Origin of the sequence: Sulfoacidibacillus ferrooxidans (genome assembly GCF_022606465.1) — a bacterium.
Lineage (GTDB): Bacteria > Bacillota > Bacilli > Alicyclobacillales > SLC66 > Sulfoacidibacillus > Sulfoacidibacillus ferrooxidans.
On sequence record NZ_JALBUF010000001.1, the window covers coordinates 159,800 to 177,693 of the forward strand.

Below are 17,894 nucleotides of genomic sequence, written 5' to 3' on the forward strand. Positions count from 1 at the left end.
ATATCAAAAGCAAGGCAAATCACAGATATTCGCAAACTCAATTGTGCTATGATGCTCACTGAGGAGGGAATCACTCATGAATACTGAGCAATCAAGCATTTGGCATGAACGTGCAAAACAAGTTATTATCGGCGGTGTAAATAGTCCTTCACGATCTTTTAAAGCCGTTGGCGGCGAAAGTCCTATCACCATAAGCAAAGCACAAGGCGCCTATCTATACGATGTTGATGGAAACCGCTATATTGATTACCTTGCTGCATATGGGCCTATTATCGCTGGGCACGCACATCCTCACATAGTAGAACAAGTAAACCTCGCCATGTCAGAAGGGAGTCTATACGGCACTCCTACGCCCTATGAAACGTTATTTGCCGAACGTCTCCAGGCCGTCATCCCAGAACTAGAACGCATTCGCTTCGTCAATTCAGGTACGGAAGCGATGATGTCTGTTATTCGTGTTGCACGCGCGTATACAGGTCGCTCCAAAATTTTAAAGTTTGCAGGTTGTTATCATGGACACGCAGATTTAGTCCTCGTCGCAGCCGGATCAGGTCCCTCATCGTTAGGTGTACCTGATAGCGCAGGTGTTCCAGCATCTGTAGCCGAAGAAGTAGTCACCATTCCGTACAACGATGTATCTGCTCTAGAAGCGGTCTTCGCCGCACGCGAAAACGAATTTTCCTGCATCTTAATCGAACCTGTCGTAGGCAACTTTGGCATTGTAACGCCAGATGACGGATTTCTCGAAGCCGTACGCCTCGTAGCTACACAATACGGAGCGCTGTTAATCTATGACGAAGTCATTACTGCTTTTCGCTTTCGTTTTGGCGCTGTGCAATATAATGCAGTAGAGCCTGATCTGATGGCACTTGGTAAGATTATTGGTGGCGGATTACCGATCGGCGCATACGGTGGCAAACAAGCCATCATGGAACAAGTCTCACCTTTAGGTCCCGCCTATCAAGCAGGAACACTTGCTGGTAATCCGTTATCCATGCGCGCGGGTATGGCCTGCCTCGACGTCCTTATGCAACCGGGCACATATGAAGCACTCGCCAAAAAGGCAGACATTCTTACTAAAGAGATTCATGCCGCTGCCAATACATACGGCATTCCGCACACCATTAATCGCTATGGCGGGGCATTTACTCTATTTTTTGGAGAGCGTCCAGTTCGAACCTATCAAGATGCGGTCCATACAGACGGGAAACAATTTGCATCATTTTTCCACGCCATGTTGCGCCGCAATGTATGTCTTGCACCGTCTAAATATGAGGCTTGGTTCCTCACTATCGCACACAGCGATGACGATATCGCACACACTGTTACAGCCGTACAAGAAAGTATGCGAGAACTACAATCGCTCCAGTAAAAAATGAGGCCCACAATCTTGTGGGCCTCATGGTTAGATCTTCCTTGCATTTCAGTTCTTACCCATTAACCAAGCAGATCTGCAATGCGCGCTTGTAACTGTGCCTTTGGCATATATCCAACCACTTGGCGAACTGCTTTCCCATCTTTAAATACAACTAGGGTTGGAATGCTCATAATGCCAAATTGACCTGCGATTTGTGGGTTTTCATCCACATTCAACTTTCCTACCTTTAGCTTACCTTGCAAGTCTTTTCCTAGCTCTTCCACAATAGGAGATAGCAATTTACAAGGACCACACCATGCAGCCCAAAAGTCGATCATCACAGGAAGATCGCCCTTGATAAATGATGCAAAAGATTGATCAGTAACATCTTGAACAGCCATTCTCTACACCCCCGAAAAAATTATACTGCAATCACATCGATCACTTCTGGAACAGATTGTTTAAGGGCGCGTTCAATGCCCATCTTTAATGTCATCGTTGACATTGGACACCCACTACAAGCCCCTGTGAGATGTAATGTAACAATCCCCGCTACGAAGCTCACCAGTTCCACATCGCCGCCGTCCGACTGCAAGGCTGGACGGAGACTCTCAATGACCTCTTGCACTTGCTCCATCATCCGAATTACCCCCTCCACATGGAACCACCTCTCATTATACCAAATGCGTCAAACAGCAACATGGATTTAGCTGTCCCCTAATAAGCGCTCCGCTATAACTGCATAATCTTCTTCGGATTCTAAGAAAACAACCACATACTCAGGTCTGCCTGGAACCATTCGCACAGCGGGAACAAGCAAGATCATGCCCTCTACACCGCGAACAAGAAATTCACGAGCCTCGTTTAAACCCACAAGAACCGCAGTTTCATTTGCCATATGAGCTAGTGCACAGAATTGCTTAACAACTTCTTCATCATAAGGCTGATCACTCGCCACAACATCACCTGATAGCAATAAACTAATCCACCCTAGAACGCGCGGATGAGCCAATCGAGCACGCAATAAATCCGAGAAAACTTCTGTTTCAGTAACTTCTTGTTTCATCTCGTGATTCATCCCAGACTCTATATCTTGATCTATATCATCAGTAGAATATAAATCATATGCAGATAACCGTAGCACATTGTCCTCATCTAAGCTACTTAGTGATGATTCTACCTCATGTTGTTCTACTACTACAGGGGCTTGTGAAAACTCATCACCTTGTAATGCTGAATAACCAGACTTCCCTTGTGATTCATGATGATACATCGTATGTTGATCATCTTTTGCAACCACAGCGTTAACCATTGGTGCCATTTTTTTTTGCTTGCGCACTCGTGCAACCACACGTTGTGCATATATCTCTGGTTGTTCGGGCTTCCTCGTCTCCGTGGCTTGCTTGACAGGTTCTTCAAATACATCGGCTCGTTGTGGTTCAACTTGTCGTACACGCTCAAACGGTCGATCACGCGTGCCTTGATTCTCTAGTCCTTGATCCGCTTCATTTCTTGCCTTTACTCTCGCTTCATATGCTCTTCGCCGCTCAGCCCATAACTCGTCCTCATCTTCATTTGTCTCATCCACAGGATCACTATCCCGCTTTTTCTTAGTTCGTTGTGGCTTCTGTGTTCGTTTATCTGTAGCCGATTGATTTTGACGACTCAGTTGATTCACATTCCAAACCACTAATAGAATAATAACAACGAGTACAACAATTCCTGCTACGATCCAAAAAATTGCATTCGATCCCATTCTCTCTGCATCCTTCTCGTTAAATTTTACCTTAAAAAATCTTGTTTCGTTCACCATAACACAGCGACCGTTGAGAAAAAAAGCCCTGTATCAAAATTTCCTCAAAGCCAATCATCTCAATAGCCATTTCACTGCTCGCTTTTTCAACAAAATAAAAGCCCCTGGTCGCAAGCGCCAAATACTTGCTAAAAGAAGCAATAAACTCCCAACAAGATAGACAATTAAAAAAGTGAGCCATGCTGTAGAACTAGCTAAATTGTGGTTTGTAACAACAACAAAAATAGCTGCAACAGCTGGTTGATGAAACGCGGGTGTTATGAATCCTAAGGTTGCCTCGAGACTGGCCTGCATATACACAGGATTGATACTATAACAAAAACCTGCAATCCATTGAATTATTTCTTCGTCAGGACTATGGTTTGCAAGATCATCTAAAAAATACCCAATAATCGCTGAACCTAAAAACATCATGGCCACAGTTGCATATGAAAGCACTGTGCTCCAACCAGTTTTGCGAAGTAAAGTTGACCAAAACACACTAACACTCGCAATGGTTAAAAGCGTAATGCATTGCTCTCCAAACACCGCAAGCACTTGCGACGGAACGACTCCTCCAAACAAAAATACAATACTATAGAGTGGAAGTGTCATGATAATGAGAAGTAACAAAAACGAAATAGAAGAAATAAACTTTGCAATAATAATGGACCCTGGTGAAAGCGGTGTAGTTAAAAGCACACTGAGTGTTTGCCTTTCTCGTTCGCCACTAATCGCACCTGCTGCAATACCCGGTGTAACAAATGAAATCATAGCCAATTGGAGATAGGACAAAAACATAAATAATTCAGCGGTCCGCGTAGGTTGCAATAAAAGCGTTTGACCTTGAACATTGACATACATAAAAACAAATGCAACCGTCCCGATGACAAAGAGATAGAGTGACATAGCGAGCACTGTGCGTCCAGAACGCATTCGCTGACGCAGTTCTTTGCGCCATAGCGGATTGCCCAGCCACCGTTCGATCATATGCACACTCTCACCATCCTCTAGAGCATCTGTTTTGATGCAGCCGTCTGTTGATCCACGCGTTCCTCATCTTTCGTGAGGTGCAAGAATAGATCCTCAAGACTTCCCCCGACCTCATGAAAAGATTTTAAATGATAGCCAGCCTGCAATAATTCGCGTACAAATTCCACCTGTTCCTGATCGCCACCTGCAAATAATAACTCCACTTTACAGTCATCACTAGAAAGAATATCGGTCACCCATTCATGACGACGCACAAAATGAGCTAATAATTGGCCTTCACCTAAGACCTCAAGGCACATCTGACGCTGCCCATTAGCTCGCGCTGTCACAACTTCAACAGATGCACAGGCGACCAGTTGGCCACTCTTAATGATCCCTATTTCATCACACATATCAGCTAATTCAGGGAGAATATGCGAGCTAATAAGAACTGTCTTCCCACGTTCTCGCAACCCTTTGATAATCTCACGCATTTCGATTCGCGAGCGCGGATCCAGTCCTGATGCAGGCTCATCCAGGATCAGGACGGGGGGATCATGCATCAAACAGCGAGCAAGGCCTAACCTTTGTTGCATGCCACGTGATAGTGCATTGACATAGGCATCCGATCGGTCCTCCAAACTGACCATGTGCAATAACTCTTGAGTCCGGGGCTCAAGAAGAGTATTTGCAACACCATAAGCTGTGCCATAAAATCCAAGGTACTCGCGGACAGTTAAATCATCATATACGCCAAAAACATCTGGCATATATCCAATCAATCGCCGGACCATAGCAGGATCTGAAGTAACCTCTGCAGTGCCAACAAATGCTCGCCCTGATGTTGGCAACATCAATGTGGCTAAAATAGACAGTGTTGTTGTTTTGCCCGCCCCATTTTCGCCGATAAACCCAAATACAGTACCCGGTCTCACATCTAAATTCAAATCGTGAACGGCTTCAAACTTCCCATACCGTTTGCATAAATTTTCAGTCCGAATCATGATTGATCCCTCATTCCACTACGGGCATAACAGGAAGTACTTGTCTAACGATCCACTGTGGTGTTGCCGGTAAGGTTGTGCCAAGCGGATTAAACAAGTTCGGTTCATCATGTGTCCAACCAATAAACAACACGTCACCTTGTGGGGCCTTCGCTGCTACAAATGAACCGACATCGCCAAACAGTGCATGTCCAACCCCATACGAGGCACTCTGTAATGCCATGGAAAGGCCTGCAAGCACATCGTGATGTGTAGAATTTGAGCGAAGCATAGCATCTACATCGATCACTTCTCCGCGTTTTATGGGCCCAAGATCGATGACCTGTCCATCTTTCACTAAAGCTGCATCAGAAAAGTTGACCCTTGTGTCATTCACTACGTCGCCTGCAATCGTGTTCCCCGTAGAATATAAGTTTGCATCCATGTTCCCAAAATGGTGTGCTTCATGAACAGAATAGACAAACCTTCCGCCCCACGCTCGCACATGACTAAATGTTGTACGGTTTTCCGTATGCAAAAAGCTCACGCGTCCATCATCTGCATATCCTGTAGCTTCTTCAGCAAGCGCGACACTCCACGTCGATGGTGGCGTCACAATACTATACGACCGCATTTGTGGAGACATGAGTGCCTCGACACCAACCGTTTGTGCTAAATGATCATCAAAAATATCAACTAATCCAACGTTTTGTGTAAGAATACCATTTGGACGTTGCAGTACTCCCATTTCATAAATGGCACCAGCAACCACAAAAGCGATCAGCGGCAGTACAAACCAGGCCCATTCATTTTTGCGATGTCTACGCAATATAATATACAACGCAGGTCCACAAATAAATGTATACAATCCAAACGTGATCTCCCAGATCCATAGCGGTGGCGAATGCAACTGTGGAAACTGCTCAGCTGCTCCCATGATAGAAAGTGTACCATTTTGCCCAAAAAGATCAGGTTTCACTGCCAAAATAGCACTATGTAGCGAGCGCGAGATGGCATCCCACAATAGTGCATTTCCAGACCACGACACGAGTACTGGAGACGACGCATCAAAACCAACATACACCACTTCTCCGCGTCCAAGAGGCGCATCAGCAATCAATGCCTGGCTTGTACTCCCTACAAGAACTGTTGCTGATTGTTTAGCATGCCCATACAATAGTGCAAGAGACGAGTGAAGTGGAGTTGACCCAGCAAATGATGCCAATTGCGATCCTGATCCGTCCAATACTATCGATCCATTGACAGGACTTAGCCGAGAAAATAAACCGATTTGCCCAGCATTCGGCTCTACGCCTCCTAAAACTAAAATCCCACCTGATCGCACCCAATCTTCCAAAGCCTTGACCTGACTCGAATGAAGTTCAGCAGCTGCTGAACCATCGATATATATATACCGCAATGTCTGCAAAAGTTGAACCGAAGGTGGTAATGCTTTTGGATTTATGTATGCAGTCACTAACTCTGATGTCCCATTAGCAGAAGAAACTCCTGCTAGAAACTGAACAGACTGCGGATGATCACTAACTACACCTGCCACATCGGAACCTTCAACAGAGATGCCAATCATATGAGCGCTTGCGTACACAGCACCGTGATATTGAAAGGTGATATCTCCACCAAGGCGCAATAACTCTCCTGGAACGCCAACAGTAACAACATTTGTCTGATGTGGACGTAATGTTATCGGCCATTCCATGGTTCCTTCATATGGATACTTACGTGCCACGTGATACACAATATTACCTTGAATACTCTTTTTTCCTGAAAACGCAAGCACCACGCGAACAGGCACCCACACATTTGGATCATAATAACTTTGAAACCCTACCCCAACACTCATGTTTACAGTACTTGTGGCGGCACGACTGACTTCACTTGGAAACAACCAAAAGAGCACGAAGACAAGTACCATGCCTATGTGCAAGAAGCGCCGGCTAGCCATAGCGTCAGTCCTATCTCTCACTTTCATAGCCACATTGTATCACGCGTTAAAAGTCCTCGCGACTCTTTGTACAAACACTTCCATACACTGAACACAAATCATTGTACAAGGTCGCATCAGCGGCCTTGTACGCCCTTTTCGGTTGCTAAGAACAACCCAAAATCCACCGCCAGATCAGAAGCTTTTCGCTGCATGTCAGGAAAAAGTAACCGTCTTGCCGGCTTAGGATTTAATTCAATGAACCAAGGCTGACCATTGACATCAAGTCCCAAATCATAACCGATAATGCCAAGTCTCTTATAGCGTTTGATCAACATTTGTCCTACTGCAAGTGCAGTGCGTTCAAGCGCCACTTCATCAATCGTTAACCCCTGCTGCTTTAATGCCGTTTGCAAGACGCTAAACCGCATCCTACTTCCACCCGCAACCAGATTGGTCACCACACCATTGGGAGCTGCAATTTTCGGTACGATACCGACTAACTCCCACGCACCACTGCGATTGCGTTGTATGACTACACGAAAATCGACTTGCCCACCACGATAGGTTAAAAGGGGAATACGCTCTTGCGCAATATGGGGTACTCGGAGTACATGTTTTGCAGCAAAACTACGAAACTCAGCTGGGTTTAGTGATAACCGCAAATGCCCACGTTCATAAAACCGGTCACAGTGGACGCTAATCTTCCCACGATCTTTCGCTATTCGAAAAACTCCCCGTCCGCCATAGCCACCCGATGGCTTTACATAGAGCACACCGTACTGCATCAACATATCATCAATAACATCAACTGAATGAATTTTTCGCGTAGCAGGTACATGAAGTCCACAACTTGAACAATCAGCTATCCACTTCGAAGTGGCAGCTTTCCCTGATATCAGTGGATTAAATACAGGTATACCGTGTAGTGCCGCCTGTTGTCTTAAGGCTCTAACCTTACCTTGCATGACCAGATGAACAAACACATTTTCATAAATCACATCGGGCAATCTAGCCGTTACTTTTTCAAATCCCTGCTCGCCCCGATGGTCCCACTCATAGCCTGTCATAACGCCTTGATTAGCATGAAAATGTTCTGGATGAAACAAAATAAGGCGAGCGTCATGTTCGGCCGCACGCCTCGCCATCTGTCCAAAAAATCCACTGTTACGCGGAATCACCGTTGTCGTAACACCGATAATTGGTTGCCGCAAAACCATGCCATGCATCTCCCCGTTGCTTCCTCGTACAACACATCATTCGTGTGGTGCACCTTCTGCTCATGCATGTGTATGTCAAAAAGACGCATTTGGTCCATTGGCAAAACCAACTATCTGGTACGATTAGGCTTGTTCCCGCTCGTTATACTCTACTTTTACAGTGGTAGAGATCCCGCCGCGCACATTAAACTTCCCGATCACTTCAACATATTTAGGCTTCGCATACGAAATAAAGTCATCGGCAATTCGATTGGTAACTTCCTCATGAAAATGGCCTTCATCCCGAAAATTCCAAAGATACAATTTCAATGACTTGAGTTCAATAATATAAGGTCCTGGACGATAGCGGAATGTGATCGTGCCAAAATCCGGTTGCCCTGTTTTCGGACATAACGTCGTAAATTCTGGCGCCTCAATATAAATTTCATAATCTCGTTCTGGGTAAGGATTTGGAATTGGATCTAACACTGTACTTTTTTGTGTTGACACGTTCTTACGCCCCTTTAATCCATACATTCTATTGCAACGATCTTGTTAAAAGTAGCAGGGCGTCAAGTGCTTGTCAATTGGCGGATTCATCCTCTGAAGACTGTTTCTCATGTTTTAACTCTTGTAGCACCTCATTTTGTGTCTCCTCATCGTACGCAGAAATCCCGATATTTAAAATACCTTCCAGTGATTCGATGTGTAATTGATCAATACGGTATTCGATTTTTTGGTGTTTCAGAGTGCGAATAATCGCTTTTAATGTGGAGACTTCACGCTCTAAGATACGCACGCGATCAAACCACTCACGAGCCGTTTCATTTTGTAAAAACCAGTCCTCATCCACCACCATCACCTCGCAGACCTATTGGCAGAGTGTTTTTCCTCCATAGAATGAATTGTATCTGTTGCTTTTTTAGAAGGTTTAACCGCAATACCCACTCCTATATTGATTCGTCCGCCTTCAACTGACTCAATGCTCATCGCGCGAATAGACACACGTGCATCGATGATGCGATCTTCGCATGCACTCACGTTTTCTCCCCCTATCACCTACACTCACCCGTGACACTTGCCTAGTTCTTAGCTCGCCCCTATACTATGCGTGAACCGTAACAGAGGTGAAAGAAGGCTATACAAAATGAACCTACCTCATGATTTTGAAATCATGTATCGCAAAGTCTTTGGCGAAACAGCATGGTTTGCCTATCTAGACGGATATTCTGATCGTCCTTGGCGCGCCTTGCGGGTGAATCCCAAACGTCCCATTTGTGCAGAATTGTATCCCTTATTACATACACCTGTACCATGGGCTAAAGATGCCTATATGATAGAAAATGATCTTCCATTAGGGGGCGATCCACTACATGCAGGTGGGCTCTTTTATCTACAAGAACCCTCTGCGATGGCGCCTGTGGCAGCATTACACCCAGTAGCTGGCGAAAGCATTCTTGATTTATGTGCTGCACCAGGTGGTAAAACGACGCAGATTGCAGCTGCCATGAATGATCGCGGAATACTTGTGGCCAATGAAATTCATCGCGAACGCTGCTTAGCGCTTGCAGAAAACACAGAGCGCATGGGGCTTTCTTCAACTTGCGTCACCAATCTAGAACCGCATGCTTTGATTCCCTATTTTGAACAGTTTTTTGACGCTGTGCTCGTCGATGCGCCTTGTAGTGGGGAAGGTATGTTTCGAAAAGATCCACAATCCATTGCACAGTGGAATGAACACCTCCCAGAGCACAATGCAACACGCCAACTCGATATCCTCGATTCGGCATATCAGATGACAAAACCAGGCGGACGAATCGTCTATTCTACATGCACTTTTAATCCGATCGAAAATGAAACTGTCCTCTTGCGGTTTATCGCTGAACATCAAGACGTAAGACTTGTGCCACTTATGCTTCCTGAGGCGTTGCCTGGCTTATCCATAGATCAACTACGGTCATTGGCAAATGAACAGTGGCCACTCCTAGAAGATACTTTGCAACTAGTAGGAAACGACGATCTTGCTCGCTGTGATACCACTCGCAGCAATCGTTATTTTCCTTATTCATCTAATGGGGAAGGACATTTTGTCGCGCTGATCGAAAAGCAAATAAGTTCATGTGCTCCATCACAACACATAGGTACAGCTCACGGGAAGAAACGATCTTTAAAAAAACGGACAGCAAGCGCACAACAACAAGAAGTGATCGAATTATTTACTGACTTTGCATGCGCTACCCTATCCAAAACCTACTGGCGCAAACTACAAGAAACACATACACTAGCACTTCATGGTGAGATCTTATATGCCGTGCCACATAACTTACCCCAAACAGTGCCATTTGCACATGGGATTTTACGCAAAGGTCTGCCTCTTTGCACAGCGCGGAATCACCATATCGTTCCCTCTCATGCCCTTGCGCTTGCACTGACAGCCCATGATGTGCAACGTGAGTTGCAATTATCCTATGGAGATATTCGCGTACTAAATTACTTGCGAGGCGAAACGCTATCTGTTGATGAGAGCAATGGATATCTGTTAGTTACTGTAGATGGTGTGCCACAAGGCTTTGGTAAGGTAGTCGATGGCATCTTAAAAAACCATATGCCAAAAGGTCTGCGCAAAAAATATACATTTGTGCTACCCCACTAAATCACACTCACCAGATCAATTAGCATAAAGGAACCTGCTATAAACTAATTGCATAGGCTATATGAGCATAAGCCACTGCAGGGAGCGTGAACTCACATGTCAAATAAGGTGTCTCAGCCCACTGTTTTTCTACCAACTAGCACCAGAAAGACGAGTGAGACAAGAGAACCACAAAAATCCACATGGATAACTACTATGGAAACAGACCCTATTGTGGACAATAGTTGGAGTCAGCGCGCTTTCGTTCCTATCGAGTCAGACCATAAAACTCACACAATAAAACGTCCGCGCACACAATTGCCAAAAGCTCCAGAGGAAGTAACCGCGCTTCGTGCACATCAATCCACGATTAGCACCTATTTGCGCCAATACTTTTTGGAACGTCCAGTTTGCGTCCTCACTCAAGCAGGGCGAATCTATGGTTCGATCGTTCATGTAGATGACAAGGAGTTAACACTTTCAACCAATGCTGGTGAACACTGCGTATTAGCCATTGATGCACTCCTCAGTATTGGTGAAGCGACATCATAGACGATCTCATGTTGCCTGTTCTCGTGTAAGCTGTGTCTCTTCAAATACTTTTAAAAATGTTGTAGCTGCAAGTGATAAATAACAATGTTTCCGATATGCAAAGACCAGTGTTCGCGTCGGCTGTGTATCAAGTGCCAAGTACAGCAACTTTGGCGAGTCGACGCGGCGCACCATGGCAGGTACAATCGTCACGCCAAGGCCATGTGCTACGAGTTCTTGTGCTGTCTCAATACTGCTCGTTTCATAAGCCATCTGCGGCTGAAACCCAGCCTCTGCACACATTGCGAGTACTGTTTCCCTAAAACCATACCCTTGCTTCAACATAATAAATGGAATGTGTGCATACTCTGACAAGCTCGCACCGCATCCTTTTCGCTCTGTGTAATCTTTATTACTTGGAACAGCTAGATATAACGCTTCTGTCAAGACTTTATGCACAGTCAAGCGCTCATCACGCAGTGGCAATGAGAGTAGCGTCAAATCAGTCAATCCACTTGCCGCCATTTCTTCTAAGGCTTCTGTTGCCTCTTCGACAAAACGCACACGTACATCGCCAAACTGCGATGTAAACGCATGCAGTGCAGGTGGGAGCACATGGCCACCTGTGATCGCAGGTGCACCGATCACCAACTCTTTCTCCATTCCAAGCCCACGTTCTCGCATCTCTCGAGCCAGATCATCCCGTAAACGCATCATTTCAGTCGCATATTCTATAAATCTCCGTCCTGCCTCTGTAGGCGTGACTGCTGCATGACCACGATGAAACAACACGACAGAAAGTTCGCGTTCCAATTTAGCGACTTGCTGACTAAGTGATGGCTGTGCAACAGATAACTGCGCAGCTGCACGAGTAAAACTACCTTGTCGATAGACTTCTAGGGCGTATTCAATCCACCGTAGTTCCATCTTCTACACCTTCCTGACTACTATAGGTAAAAACAATACTATTCATAGATTATAGATGATCGACGTATAAAGGGAAATTAGATATGATAGTTACAATTCTCAATTGCGAGAAAATAGGAGGTAGAAAATGAAAGATCATGAACGCTTCCAGACATTGTTTGAAAAAATATGGGATGAACATCTAGTGCGTGAACAACAGGGAGAACCAGCACTCCTTTATATCGATTTACACCTCGTTCATGAAGTGACTTCTCCGCAGGCATTCGAAGGCCTGCGACTAGCTAAACGCAGTGTAAGGCGACCTGATCTCACTTATGCAACGATTGATCATAACGTTCCTACGACTGCGCGACATGTTCCTATTCAAGACCCGATCGCAAAAGCACAAATTGAAACATTGCGAACAAATTGCACCGAATTTTCGATACAATTGGCAGATATCACAAGTCCTGAACAAGGCATCGTACACGTGATTGGACCCGAACTTGGGCTCACCTTACCTGGTAAAACCATCGTATGTGGTGATAGTCACACAGCAACGCATGGTGCTTTTGGCGCACTTGCTTTTGGCATTGGTACAAGTGAAGTAGAACACGTTCTCGCCACGCAGTGTCTCCCACAGGCACGTCCAAAAACCATGGAAGTCTATGTACCATCCCCACTGCCTAGAGGGGTTAGCGCAAAAGATCTCATCCTTGGAATCATCGCAAAGCATGGAACAGCATTTGGTACAGGCTATGTGATTGAGTACCGTGGACCTGGTATCACTGCGCTTAGCATGGAGGAGCGCATGACCGTATGTAACATGTCCATCGAAGCCGGCGCCCGCGCTGGGTTAATCGCACCTGATGATATCACCATCGCCTATTTACATGGTCGTCGCTATGCTCCGAAGGGAGAGGCATGGGACAAAGCTGTTTCTATGTGGCGTTCATTGCATACAGATGAAGGTGCAACATTTGATGCACGCGTCGTGTTTGATGCTTCCACACTTGTCCCCCAGGTCACTTGGGGCACCAATCCAGGCATGGGTGTCGATGTGAATGCTAGCATTCCAGATCCTGCTGAATTTCCCGATCAAACCATGCAAGAAGCAGTCGCATTAGCACTAGAGTACATGGATCTTGCCCCGGGAACAAAGATATCTGATATTCCAATTGATCGAGTCTTTATCGGCTCCTGCACAAATGGGCGTATTGAAGATTTGCGAGAAGCTGCAAAAGTTGTAGCAGGTCATACTGTTGCTCCTCACGTACAAGCGATGGTAGTGCCAGGATCTTTTCAAGTGAAAATCCAAGCTGAGGCAGAAGGTCTTCACCATATTTTTATGGAAGCGGGATTTGAGTGGCGCGAACCTGGTTGTAGCATGTGTTTAGCTATGAATCCTGACATCTTAGCCCCAGGTGAACGCTGCGCATCTACTTCTAATCGCAACTTTGAAGGTCGCCAGGGACGAGGTGGTCGCACCCATCTTGTAAGTCCAGCTATGGCTGCCGCGGCAGCAGTCAAAGGGCATTTCGTGGATGTCCGCACGATGCTAGCAGATTAAATAGGATTAGGGGGCAGAACATGATGCAATCATTCACTAAGTTAACAGGAATCGTGGCACCGCTACATCGGCCCAATATCGATACCGATGCCATCATTCCCAAACAATTTTTAAAACGAATTGAACGAACAGGATTTGGACAATTTTTATTTTATGATTGGCGCTTTTCAGAGACTGGAACATCAAAACCTGATTTTGTACTTAATCGCGAGCCCTATCTTCACGCTTCCATACTCGTTGCTGGACCGAACTTTGGTTGCGGTTCCTCAAGAGAACATGCACCTTGGGCGCTTTTGGATTTTGGCTTTCAAGTGATAATTGCATCATCATTTGCAGATATCTTTTATAACAATTGTTTTAAAAATGGCATATTACCCATTGTCTTACCACTTCATGTGACAGAGCAACTTGCACAAAAAGCAGTAGAACATCCTGGATTCCAGCTAGATATTGACCTCATCACACAAGAAGTCCGAACATTAGACGGAGACACGTATCGATTTGATGTTGATCCTTATCGAAAAATGTGTTTACAAGAAGGACTAGATGATATCGGACTAACATTGCGTCACACAGCAGAGATCACAGCCTATGAAGCGACCGCTCCATATGCAACTTCTATTTTATAATTACGAAAACGGCAAAAACTGCGCAAGCGTGCGAATCTCTTCTAGCTTGCGCAGATATGCGCTTGTAATATCCCCTGCCTTTTGTGGTAAAATATGCATCATTGACAACTCGCGCATGACATCTACCTTTGTACACCAATCTGTGGCTACAATAGAAGGATGCGATTGATTAGGCCACACAGTTTGCAACTCTGGACTAAAAAACCGCGCTCGATCATCAGAACGTTTTGAAAATAATGCAGGAACATAATCTGCACGAGAACCTGTGTGTTTCACCTTTTGCGCAAATTGCAATAACTCAAGCTTAGGTTCATACGCTGATCCTTGAAACAAGATGTTATACAGTACTTTTCCAGCACGAATTCGTTGTTTTAATGATAAGAAATCATCCATAAATATTCCAAAATATGTATTTATTTCTCCATCATGATCGAGTGCAGGAAAAACGACACTAGTCAAATGAAATAGTTCTTGCATACTAAATAACGGTGCAGAAAACACTTGTTGTTGCATATCAGGATCTTGAATGACGCGTTTTTCAATATACGACTGCTCATTGATAATCTGAGCAATTGTAAGCATAGGAGAATGACCAAATTCCATAAACATATTCCAAGCTGCTTGCATAAAGATCGATGCATGGAAAGAACGCAGTAGTGGTAACCATGCTGATCCGTAGCGTTTACCCAACTGATAGAGACGAAGTTGTGGATATGCATCTTGGAAAATAAGATAGTTACACTGTTCTAGAAAGCCAAACAACGTATCTTGTTCCTGATTTGCTAATGTCATATTGCCTACTTGACCGCGCAGATCTGTCATATTGTATCCTCCATTGCGCGAGACAAGATGAGCGAGTAACGCCCAGTGTAACTCTGGTGATTCTTCGTATACTTTTCGATAGGCAGTTGTGCGCAAGATATTATTGCGGTTATAAAATGCAGTTTCTTTCTTAATCTGTCCACACCATTCATCACACATCTGCTGTAAACTAGCATCTATGTGATCATATGGCGCATCTTTTATGGCACTATGCTCTACTAACGACTGCTGAAGCAACCGTTCTTCAAGAATGCCTTGAAAATACTTCTGCGCATCGTGCCAATCTGCACTTCCCGGATGGATGAGTTGTCCATTGCCAGCTGTCATCCGGCGACCTGCATCAGACATTTCAGTCATCCATTTGCGCAAAAGCACTAACAAGTTACGAAGCGCAAACGGCTTAGCATTCACTTCTAGGACCCCCTGCCTACCATTTAGCTAAAATGACAAGCTATTTCTTGCAATTTTAAAGATTATTTTGCAAAATACAAGTTAATAAGACATGAAGGAGTACACTCATGAGCGAGTCTCCGTATCACCTTTCTTTTCATGAAGCAACGGAACCTACTTGCATCGTCACGATCATCCACGGTGCAGGTGAGCATAGTGGTCGATACGATTATGTTCGAGAAGCTTTTGCACAACAACAGATTACAACAGTCATGGGCGACCTTCCAGGTCACGGATACTCCAGGGGACAACGTGGACACATAGAGTCTTTTGACGAGTACGTGGAAGCTGCTCTATATTTTTTGGAAGTAGCACGAGAACGCTATGGAACCGCTCTACCCCATGTGATCATCGGCCACTCCATGGGTGGATTAATCGCTGCACTTGCCGTTGCAAAAGCTACGAACCAACCCGACCTGCTTGTGTTATCATCTCCTGCCTTTGGCTTGCGTATGAAACTATCTCCCACGCGCGCGTGGCTTGCACGTGTACTCCTACCGATTGCGCCACGACTCATGCAACCAAATGGTATCGCGCCACAAGATGTCACGCGAAACCAAGAACTTGCAGTAGCGTATGGTTCAGATCCACTTGTCAGCCATACAGTTTCATTGCGCTGGTATTTTGAATTTACAGAAGCGATGAATCAAATCCTACTTATTTGCCATAGCATTCAGATCCCAATCTCCGTGTGGCAAGGTAGTGCAGATCGTCTTGTAGACCCTGCGAGTGTTCGTCACTTTGTTGAGACATGCAATCACCACACTATCACTTACAAAGAATTTCCAGGTCTATACCATGAAATTTTCAATGAACCAGAACGAGATGATGTCATCGCAGACATCATCTCGTGGATCAAAATAAACCTTACGAAAGACTAGCCATGATCCGCACACAATGATTTGCTATGCACTTTTTTTAGCATTTGTCTTTTGTACCGTTTGCACCAATTGACCTAAACGCGATTGCAGATACGTTAAAAATTTCCGCTCGCTAAACCCGGCAAAGAACGCAAAGAGTACAGGTACAACGCCAGTTGCGTGATAATCTCCAGTCGTGCTATACGCAGTAATCTGCAATAAAAATCCTGATACAAGCCCTAAAACAGCACCTGTAAATGGTTTTACCGCTAACCACGCATCCATATTCTGCGACAATGTGCCGTTTAACCGACTATCGTATAACGTATGGATCGCAGAAAGCGTTGCACCCAAGGCCCCCCACCACGCGCAAGCTAAGTAAAGAGAAAGACCGTTTATGCTGTACACATAGTGCAGAATCGACGGTTGTGCTTCAAAAGCTACTCCAGCTAATAAAAGCACAATCAATACGCCCATCTGCCACAAAAAGAACACCCAAAACCGTTTAGCCGACCAAGCAAAACGTACTTGATACTGTCCAAACTCCTCTTTGATTGTTAAATACCCATAGTATGCACCGATCAAATCAGGAGCGGCTGTTTCAATCATTTTGCGCAACGCCTCTAACTTTACAATCATGTGTTGCCCTGAACCAGACTGACCTTTACCAAAGTACTGTTCAATCTCAGCAGCCAAGTCATCTAACAATTGTTGTACTGCTTGCGCCTCTAGTTGCATGATTGTAGCCCTCCTTGTACGCACAATAGTGCAGATGCGTGTCACCAGGAGTGACTTCGCATAAAAAAATGATGCTAATCCATACTATTATCGAAGCGATCAAATTGGCACGACACGTGGAGGTGGTTCCGATGAATCAGGATATAGATGAGTTTACTCACTCGGGTCGCAAGGCCATTCGAGAAACATCCGAAATGATCGGAGACGCATTTGAAACCGCGGCGCGCACCACAAGTAGTGTAGTGACAGGTGTCACTCAAACCGCAAAGCATGTCGCCTCTGCCGTCACTGATGGTGTTGCAAAGACGACAAACGACACGCTACGCAGCCTACGCTCTACATCAAAGCACGACACGGATCATAGCTAACCAAAAACACATCGTTCAATGATCGCTTCCTGCGGCACATACGTGTCGCAGTTTTTTGTATCTCTGTCATCAAGTTCCCTTGCCACTCCTTTGGAACCAAAATAGCCCTGTAGGCATATGTCGTGAGTAGTCGCATCTGCATG

General features: G+C 45.1%; 20 protein-coding genes. 7 read left to right on the forward strand and 13 right to left on the reverse strand.

Features of this window, described 5'->3' with window-relative positions; genetic code table 11:
• Positions 1–76: 76 nt before the first annotated feature.
• A complete protein-coding gene (locus MM817_RS00940) occupies positions 77–1,372 on the forward strand; it encodes a glutamate-1-semialdehyde 2,1-aminomutase (protein ID WP_241711563.1) in 1,296 nt (431 codons plus the stop codon).
• Positions 1,373–1,437: 65 nt separating this feature from the next.
• On the opposite strand, the gene trxA is transcribed toward MM817_RS00940, so the two are convergent.
• From trxA to MM817_RS00990, 10 genes are all read right to left on the reverse strand, one after another.
• Positions 1,438–1,758 carry a thioredoxin gene (trxA, locus tag MM817_RS00945; RefSeq protein ID WP_241711564.1) on the reverse strand — a complete coding sequence of 107 codons (321 nt, stop codon included), beginning with the start codon at positions 1,756–1,758 and terminating at the stop codon, positions 1,438–1,440.
• A 20-nt stretch (positions 1,759–1,778) separates the two neighbouring features.
• Positions 1,779–1,997, reverse strand: coding sequence for a NifU family protein (locus tag MM817_RS00950; RefSeq protein WP_241711565.1), 219 nt, complete (start codon positions 1,995–1,997; stop codon positions 1,779–1,781).
• 66 nt (positions 1,998–2,063) lie between these two features.
• A complete protein-coding gene (locus MM817_RS00955; protein ID WP_241711566.1) occupies positions 2,064–3,113 on the reverse strand; it encodes a hypothetical protein in 1,050 nt (349 codons plus the stop codon).
• 111 nt (positions 3,114–3,224) lie between these two features.
• Positions 3,225–4,139 (reverse strand): ABC transporter permease, encoded by a 915-nt coding sequence (locus tag MM817_RS00960; protein ID WP_241712255.1) that lies wholly within the window; start codon positions 4,137–4,139, stop codon positions 3,225–3,227.
• Between the two features lie 20 nt (positions 4,140–4,159).
• The gene (locus MM817_RS00965) at positions 4,160–5,125 is read right to left on the reverse strand and encodes an ABC transporter ATP-binding protein (RefSeq protein ID WP_241711567.1); all 966 of its coding nucleotides are present in this window, start codon (positions 5,123–5,125) and stop codon (positions 4,160–4,162) included.
• A 10-nt stretch (positions 5,126–5,135) separates the two neighbouring features.
• Positions 5,136–7,067, reverse strand: a complete 1,932-nt coding sequence (locus MM817_RS00970; RefSeq protein WP_241711568.1) for a hypothetical protein — start codon at positions 7,065–7,067, stop codon at positions 5,136–5,138.
• Between the two features lie 116 nt (positions 7,068–7,183).
• A complete protein-coding gene (locus tag MM817_RS00975; RefSeq protein WP_241711569.1) occupies positions 7,184–8,266 on the reverse strand; it encodes a YheC/YheD family protein in 1,083 nt (360 codons plus the stop codon).
• Positions 8,267–8,389: 123 nt separating this feature from the next.
• Entirely contained in the window at positions 8,390–8,755 is a 366-nt protein-coding gene (gene queF, locus MM817_RS00980) for a preQ(1) synthase (protein ID WP_241711570.1), read from the reverse strand.
• A gap of 73 nt (positions 8,756–8,828) precedes the next feature.
• On the reverse strand, positions 8,829–9,098 hold the full coding sequence (gene gerPC, locus MM817_RS00985) for a spore germination protein GerPC (protein ID WP_241711571.1): 270 nt from the start codon (positions 9,096–9,098) through the stop codon (positions 8,829–8,831).
• 5 nt (positions 9,099–9,103) lie between these two features.
• Positions 9,104–9,286, reverse strand: coding sequence for a hypothetical protein (locus MM817_RS00990; protein WP_241711572.1), 183 nt, complete (start codon positions 9,284–9,286; stop codon positions 9,104–9,106).
• Positions 9,287–9,392: 106 nt separating this feature from the next.
• On the opposite strand from MM817_RS00990, the gene MM817_RS00995 reads away from it, so the two are divergent.
• Positions 9,393–10,898, forward strand: coding sequence for an RsmB/NOP family class I SAM-dependent RNA methyltransferase (locus MM817_RS00995; protein WP_241711573.1), 1,506 nt, complete (start codon positions 9,393–9,395; stop codon positions 10,896–10,898).
• 96 nt (positions 10,899–10,994) lie between these two features.
• On the forward strand, positions 10,995–11,429 hold the full coding sequence (locus MM817_RS01000) for a hypothetical protein (RefSeq protein WP_241711574.1): 435 nt from the start codon (positions 10,995–10,997) through the stop codon (positions 11,427–11,429).
• 6 nt (positions 11,430–11,435) lie between these two features.
• Here MM817_RS01000 and MM817_RS01005 read toward each other — a convergent pair whose 3' ends face one another.
• Positions 11,436–12,335, reverse strand: a complete 900-nt coding sequence (locus MM817_RS01005) for a LysR family transcriptional regulator (protein ID WP_241711575.1) — start codon at positions 12,333–12,335, stop codon at positions 11,436–11,438.
• A gap of 127 nt (positions 12,336–12,462) precedes the next feature.
• On the opposite strand from MM817_RS01005, the gene leuC reads away from it, so the two are divergent.
• Both leuC and leuD read left to right on the forward strand, forming a co-directional pair.
• The gene (gene leuC / locus MM817_RS01010; RefSeq protein WP_241711576.1) at positions 12,463–13,884 is read left to right on the forward strand and encodes a 3-isopropylmalate dehydratase large subunit; all 1,422 of its coding nucleotides are present in this window, start codon (positions 12,463–12,465) and stop codon (positions 13,882–13,884) included.
• A gap of 23 nt (positions 13,885–13,907) precedes the next feature.
• Positions 13,908–14,513 carry a 3-isopropylmalate dehydratase small subunit gene (gene leuD, locus MM817_RS01015; RefSeq protein ID WP_241712256.1) on the forward strand — a complete coding sequence of 202 codons (606 nt, stop codon included), beginning with the start codon at positions 13,908–13,910 and terminating at the stop codon, positions 14,511–14,513.
• Here the strand turns inward: leuD and MM817_RS01020 are convergent, their stop codons facing one another.
• Positions 14,514–15,746 (reverse strand): DUF2515 family protein, encoded by a 1,233-nt coding sequence (locus MM817_RS01020; RefSeq protein ID WP_241711577.1) that lies wholly within the window; start codon positions 15,744–15,746, stop codon positions 14,514–14,516.
• Between the two features lie 107 nt (positions 15,747–15,853).
• Between MM817_RS01020 and MM817_RS01025 the strand changes: the two genes are divergently transcribed.
• Complete coding sequence (locus MM817_RS01025) at positions 15,854–16,666, forward strand: alpha/beta hydrolase (RefSeq protein ID WP_241711578.1); 813 nt, start codon at positions 15,854–15,856, stop codon at positions 16,664–16,666.
• Positions 16,667–16,690: 24 nt separating this feature from the next.
• Here the strand turns inward: MM817_RS01025 and MM817_RS01030 are convergent, their stop codons facing one another.
• Positions 16,691–17,383: a hypothetical protein gene (locus tag MM817_RS01030; RefSeq protein WP_241711579.1), complete on the reverse strand. Its 693-nt coding sequence runs from the start codon at positions 17,381–17,383 to the stop codon at positions 16,691–16,693.
• A 131-nt stretch (positions 17,384–17,514) separates the two neighbouring features.
• Here MM817_RS01030 and MM817_RS01035 point away from each other — a divergent pair, with 131 nt between their 5' ends.
• Positions 17,515–17,751 carry a hypothetical protein gene (locus MM817_RS01035; protein ID WP_241711580.1) on the forward strand — a complete coding sequence of 79 codons (237 nt, stop codon included), beginning with the start codon at positions 17,515–17,517 and terminating at the stop codon, positions 17,749–17,751.
• Positions 17,752–17,894 lie beyond the last annotated feature (143 nt).

Bases quoted from the DNA above. Each gene is read 5' to 3' on its own strand.
- leuC (WP_241711576.1), top strand. From the start codon at position 12,463: ATGAAAGATCATGAACGCTTCCAGACATTGTTTGAAAAAATATGGGAT.
- MM817_RS00950 (WP_241711565.1), bottom strand. From the start codon at position 1,997: ATGATGGAGCAAGTGCAAGAGGTCATTGAGAGTCTCCGTCCAGCCTTG.
- MM817_RS00955 (WP_241711566.1), bottom strand. From the start codon at position 3,113: ATGGGATCGAATGCAATTTTTTGGATCGTAGCAGGAATTGTTGTACTC.
- MM817_RS00995 (WP_241711573.1), top strand. From the start codon at position 9,393: ATGAACCTACCTCATGATTTTGAAATCATGTATCGCAAAGTCTTTGGC.
- MM817_RS00965 (WP_241711567.1), bottom strand. From the start codon at position 5,125: ATGATTCGGACTGAAAATTTATGCAAACGGTATGGGAAGTTTGAAGCC.
- MM817_RS01025 (WP_241711578.1), top strand. From the start codon at position 15,854: ATGAGCGAGTCTCCGTATCACCTTTCTTTTCATGAAGCAACGGAACCT.
- MM817_RS01035 (WP_241711580.1), top strand. From the start codon at position 17,515: ATGAATCAGGATATAGATGAGTTTACTCACTCGGGTCGCAAGGCCATT.
- MM817_RS01000 (WP_241711574.1), top strand. From the start codon at position 10,995: ATGTCAAATAAGGTGTCTCAGCCCACTGTTTTTCTACCAACTAGCACC.
- trxA (WP_241711564.1), bottom strand. From the start codon at position 1,758: ATGGCTGTTCAAGATGTTACTGATCAATCTTTTGCATCATTTATCAAG.
- leuD (WP_241712256.1), top strand. From the start codon at position 13,908: ATGCAATCATTCACTAAGTTAACAGGAATCGTGGCACCGCTACATCGG.
- MM817_RS00970 (WP_241711568.1), bottom strand. From the start codon at position 7,067: ATGGCTAGCCGGCGCTTCTTGCACATAGGCATGGTACTTGTCTTCGTG.
- MM817_RS01005 (WP_241711575.1), bottom strand. From the start codon at position 12,335: ATGGAACTACGGTGGATTGAATACGCCCTAGAAGTCTATCGACAAGGT.
- MM817_RS00940 (WP_241711563.1), top strand. From the start codon at position 77: ATGAATACTGAGCAATCAAGCATTTGGCATGAACGTGCAAAACAAGTT.
- MM817_RS00960 (WP_241712255.1), bottom strand. From the start codon at position 4,139: ATGATCGAACGGTGGCTGGGCAATCCGCTATGGCGCAAAGAACTGCGT.
- MM817_RS00975 (WP_241711569.1), bottom strand. From the start codon at position 8,266: ATGGTTTTGCGGCAACCAATTATCGGTGTTACGACAACGGTGATTCCG.
- MM817_RS01030 (WP_241711579.1), bottom strand. From the start codon at position 17,383: ATGCAACTAGAGGCGCAAGCAGTACAACAATTGTTAGATGACTTGGCT.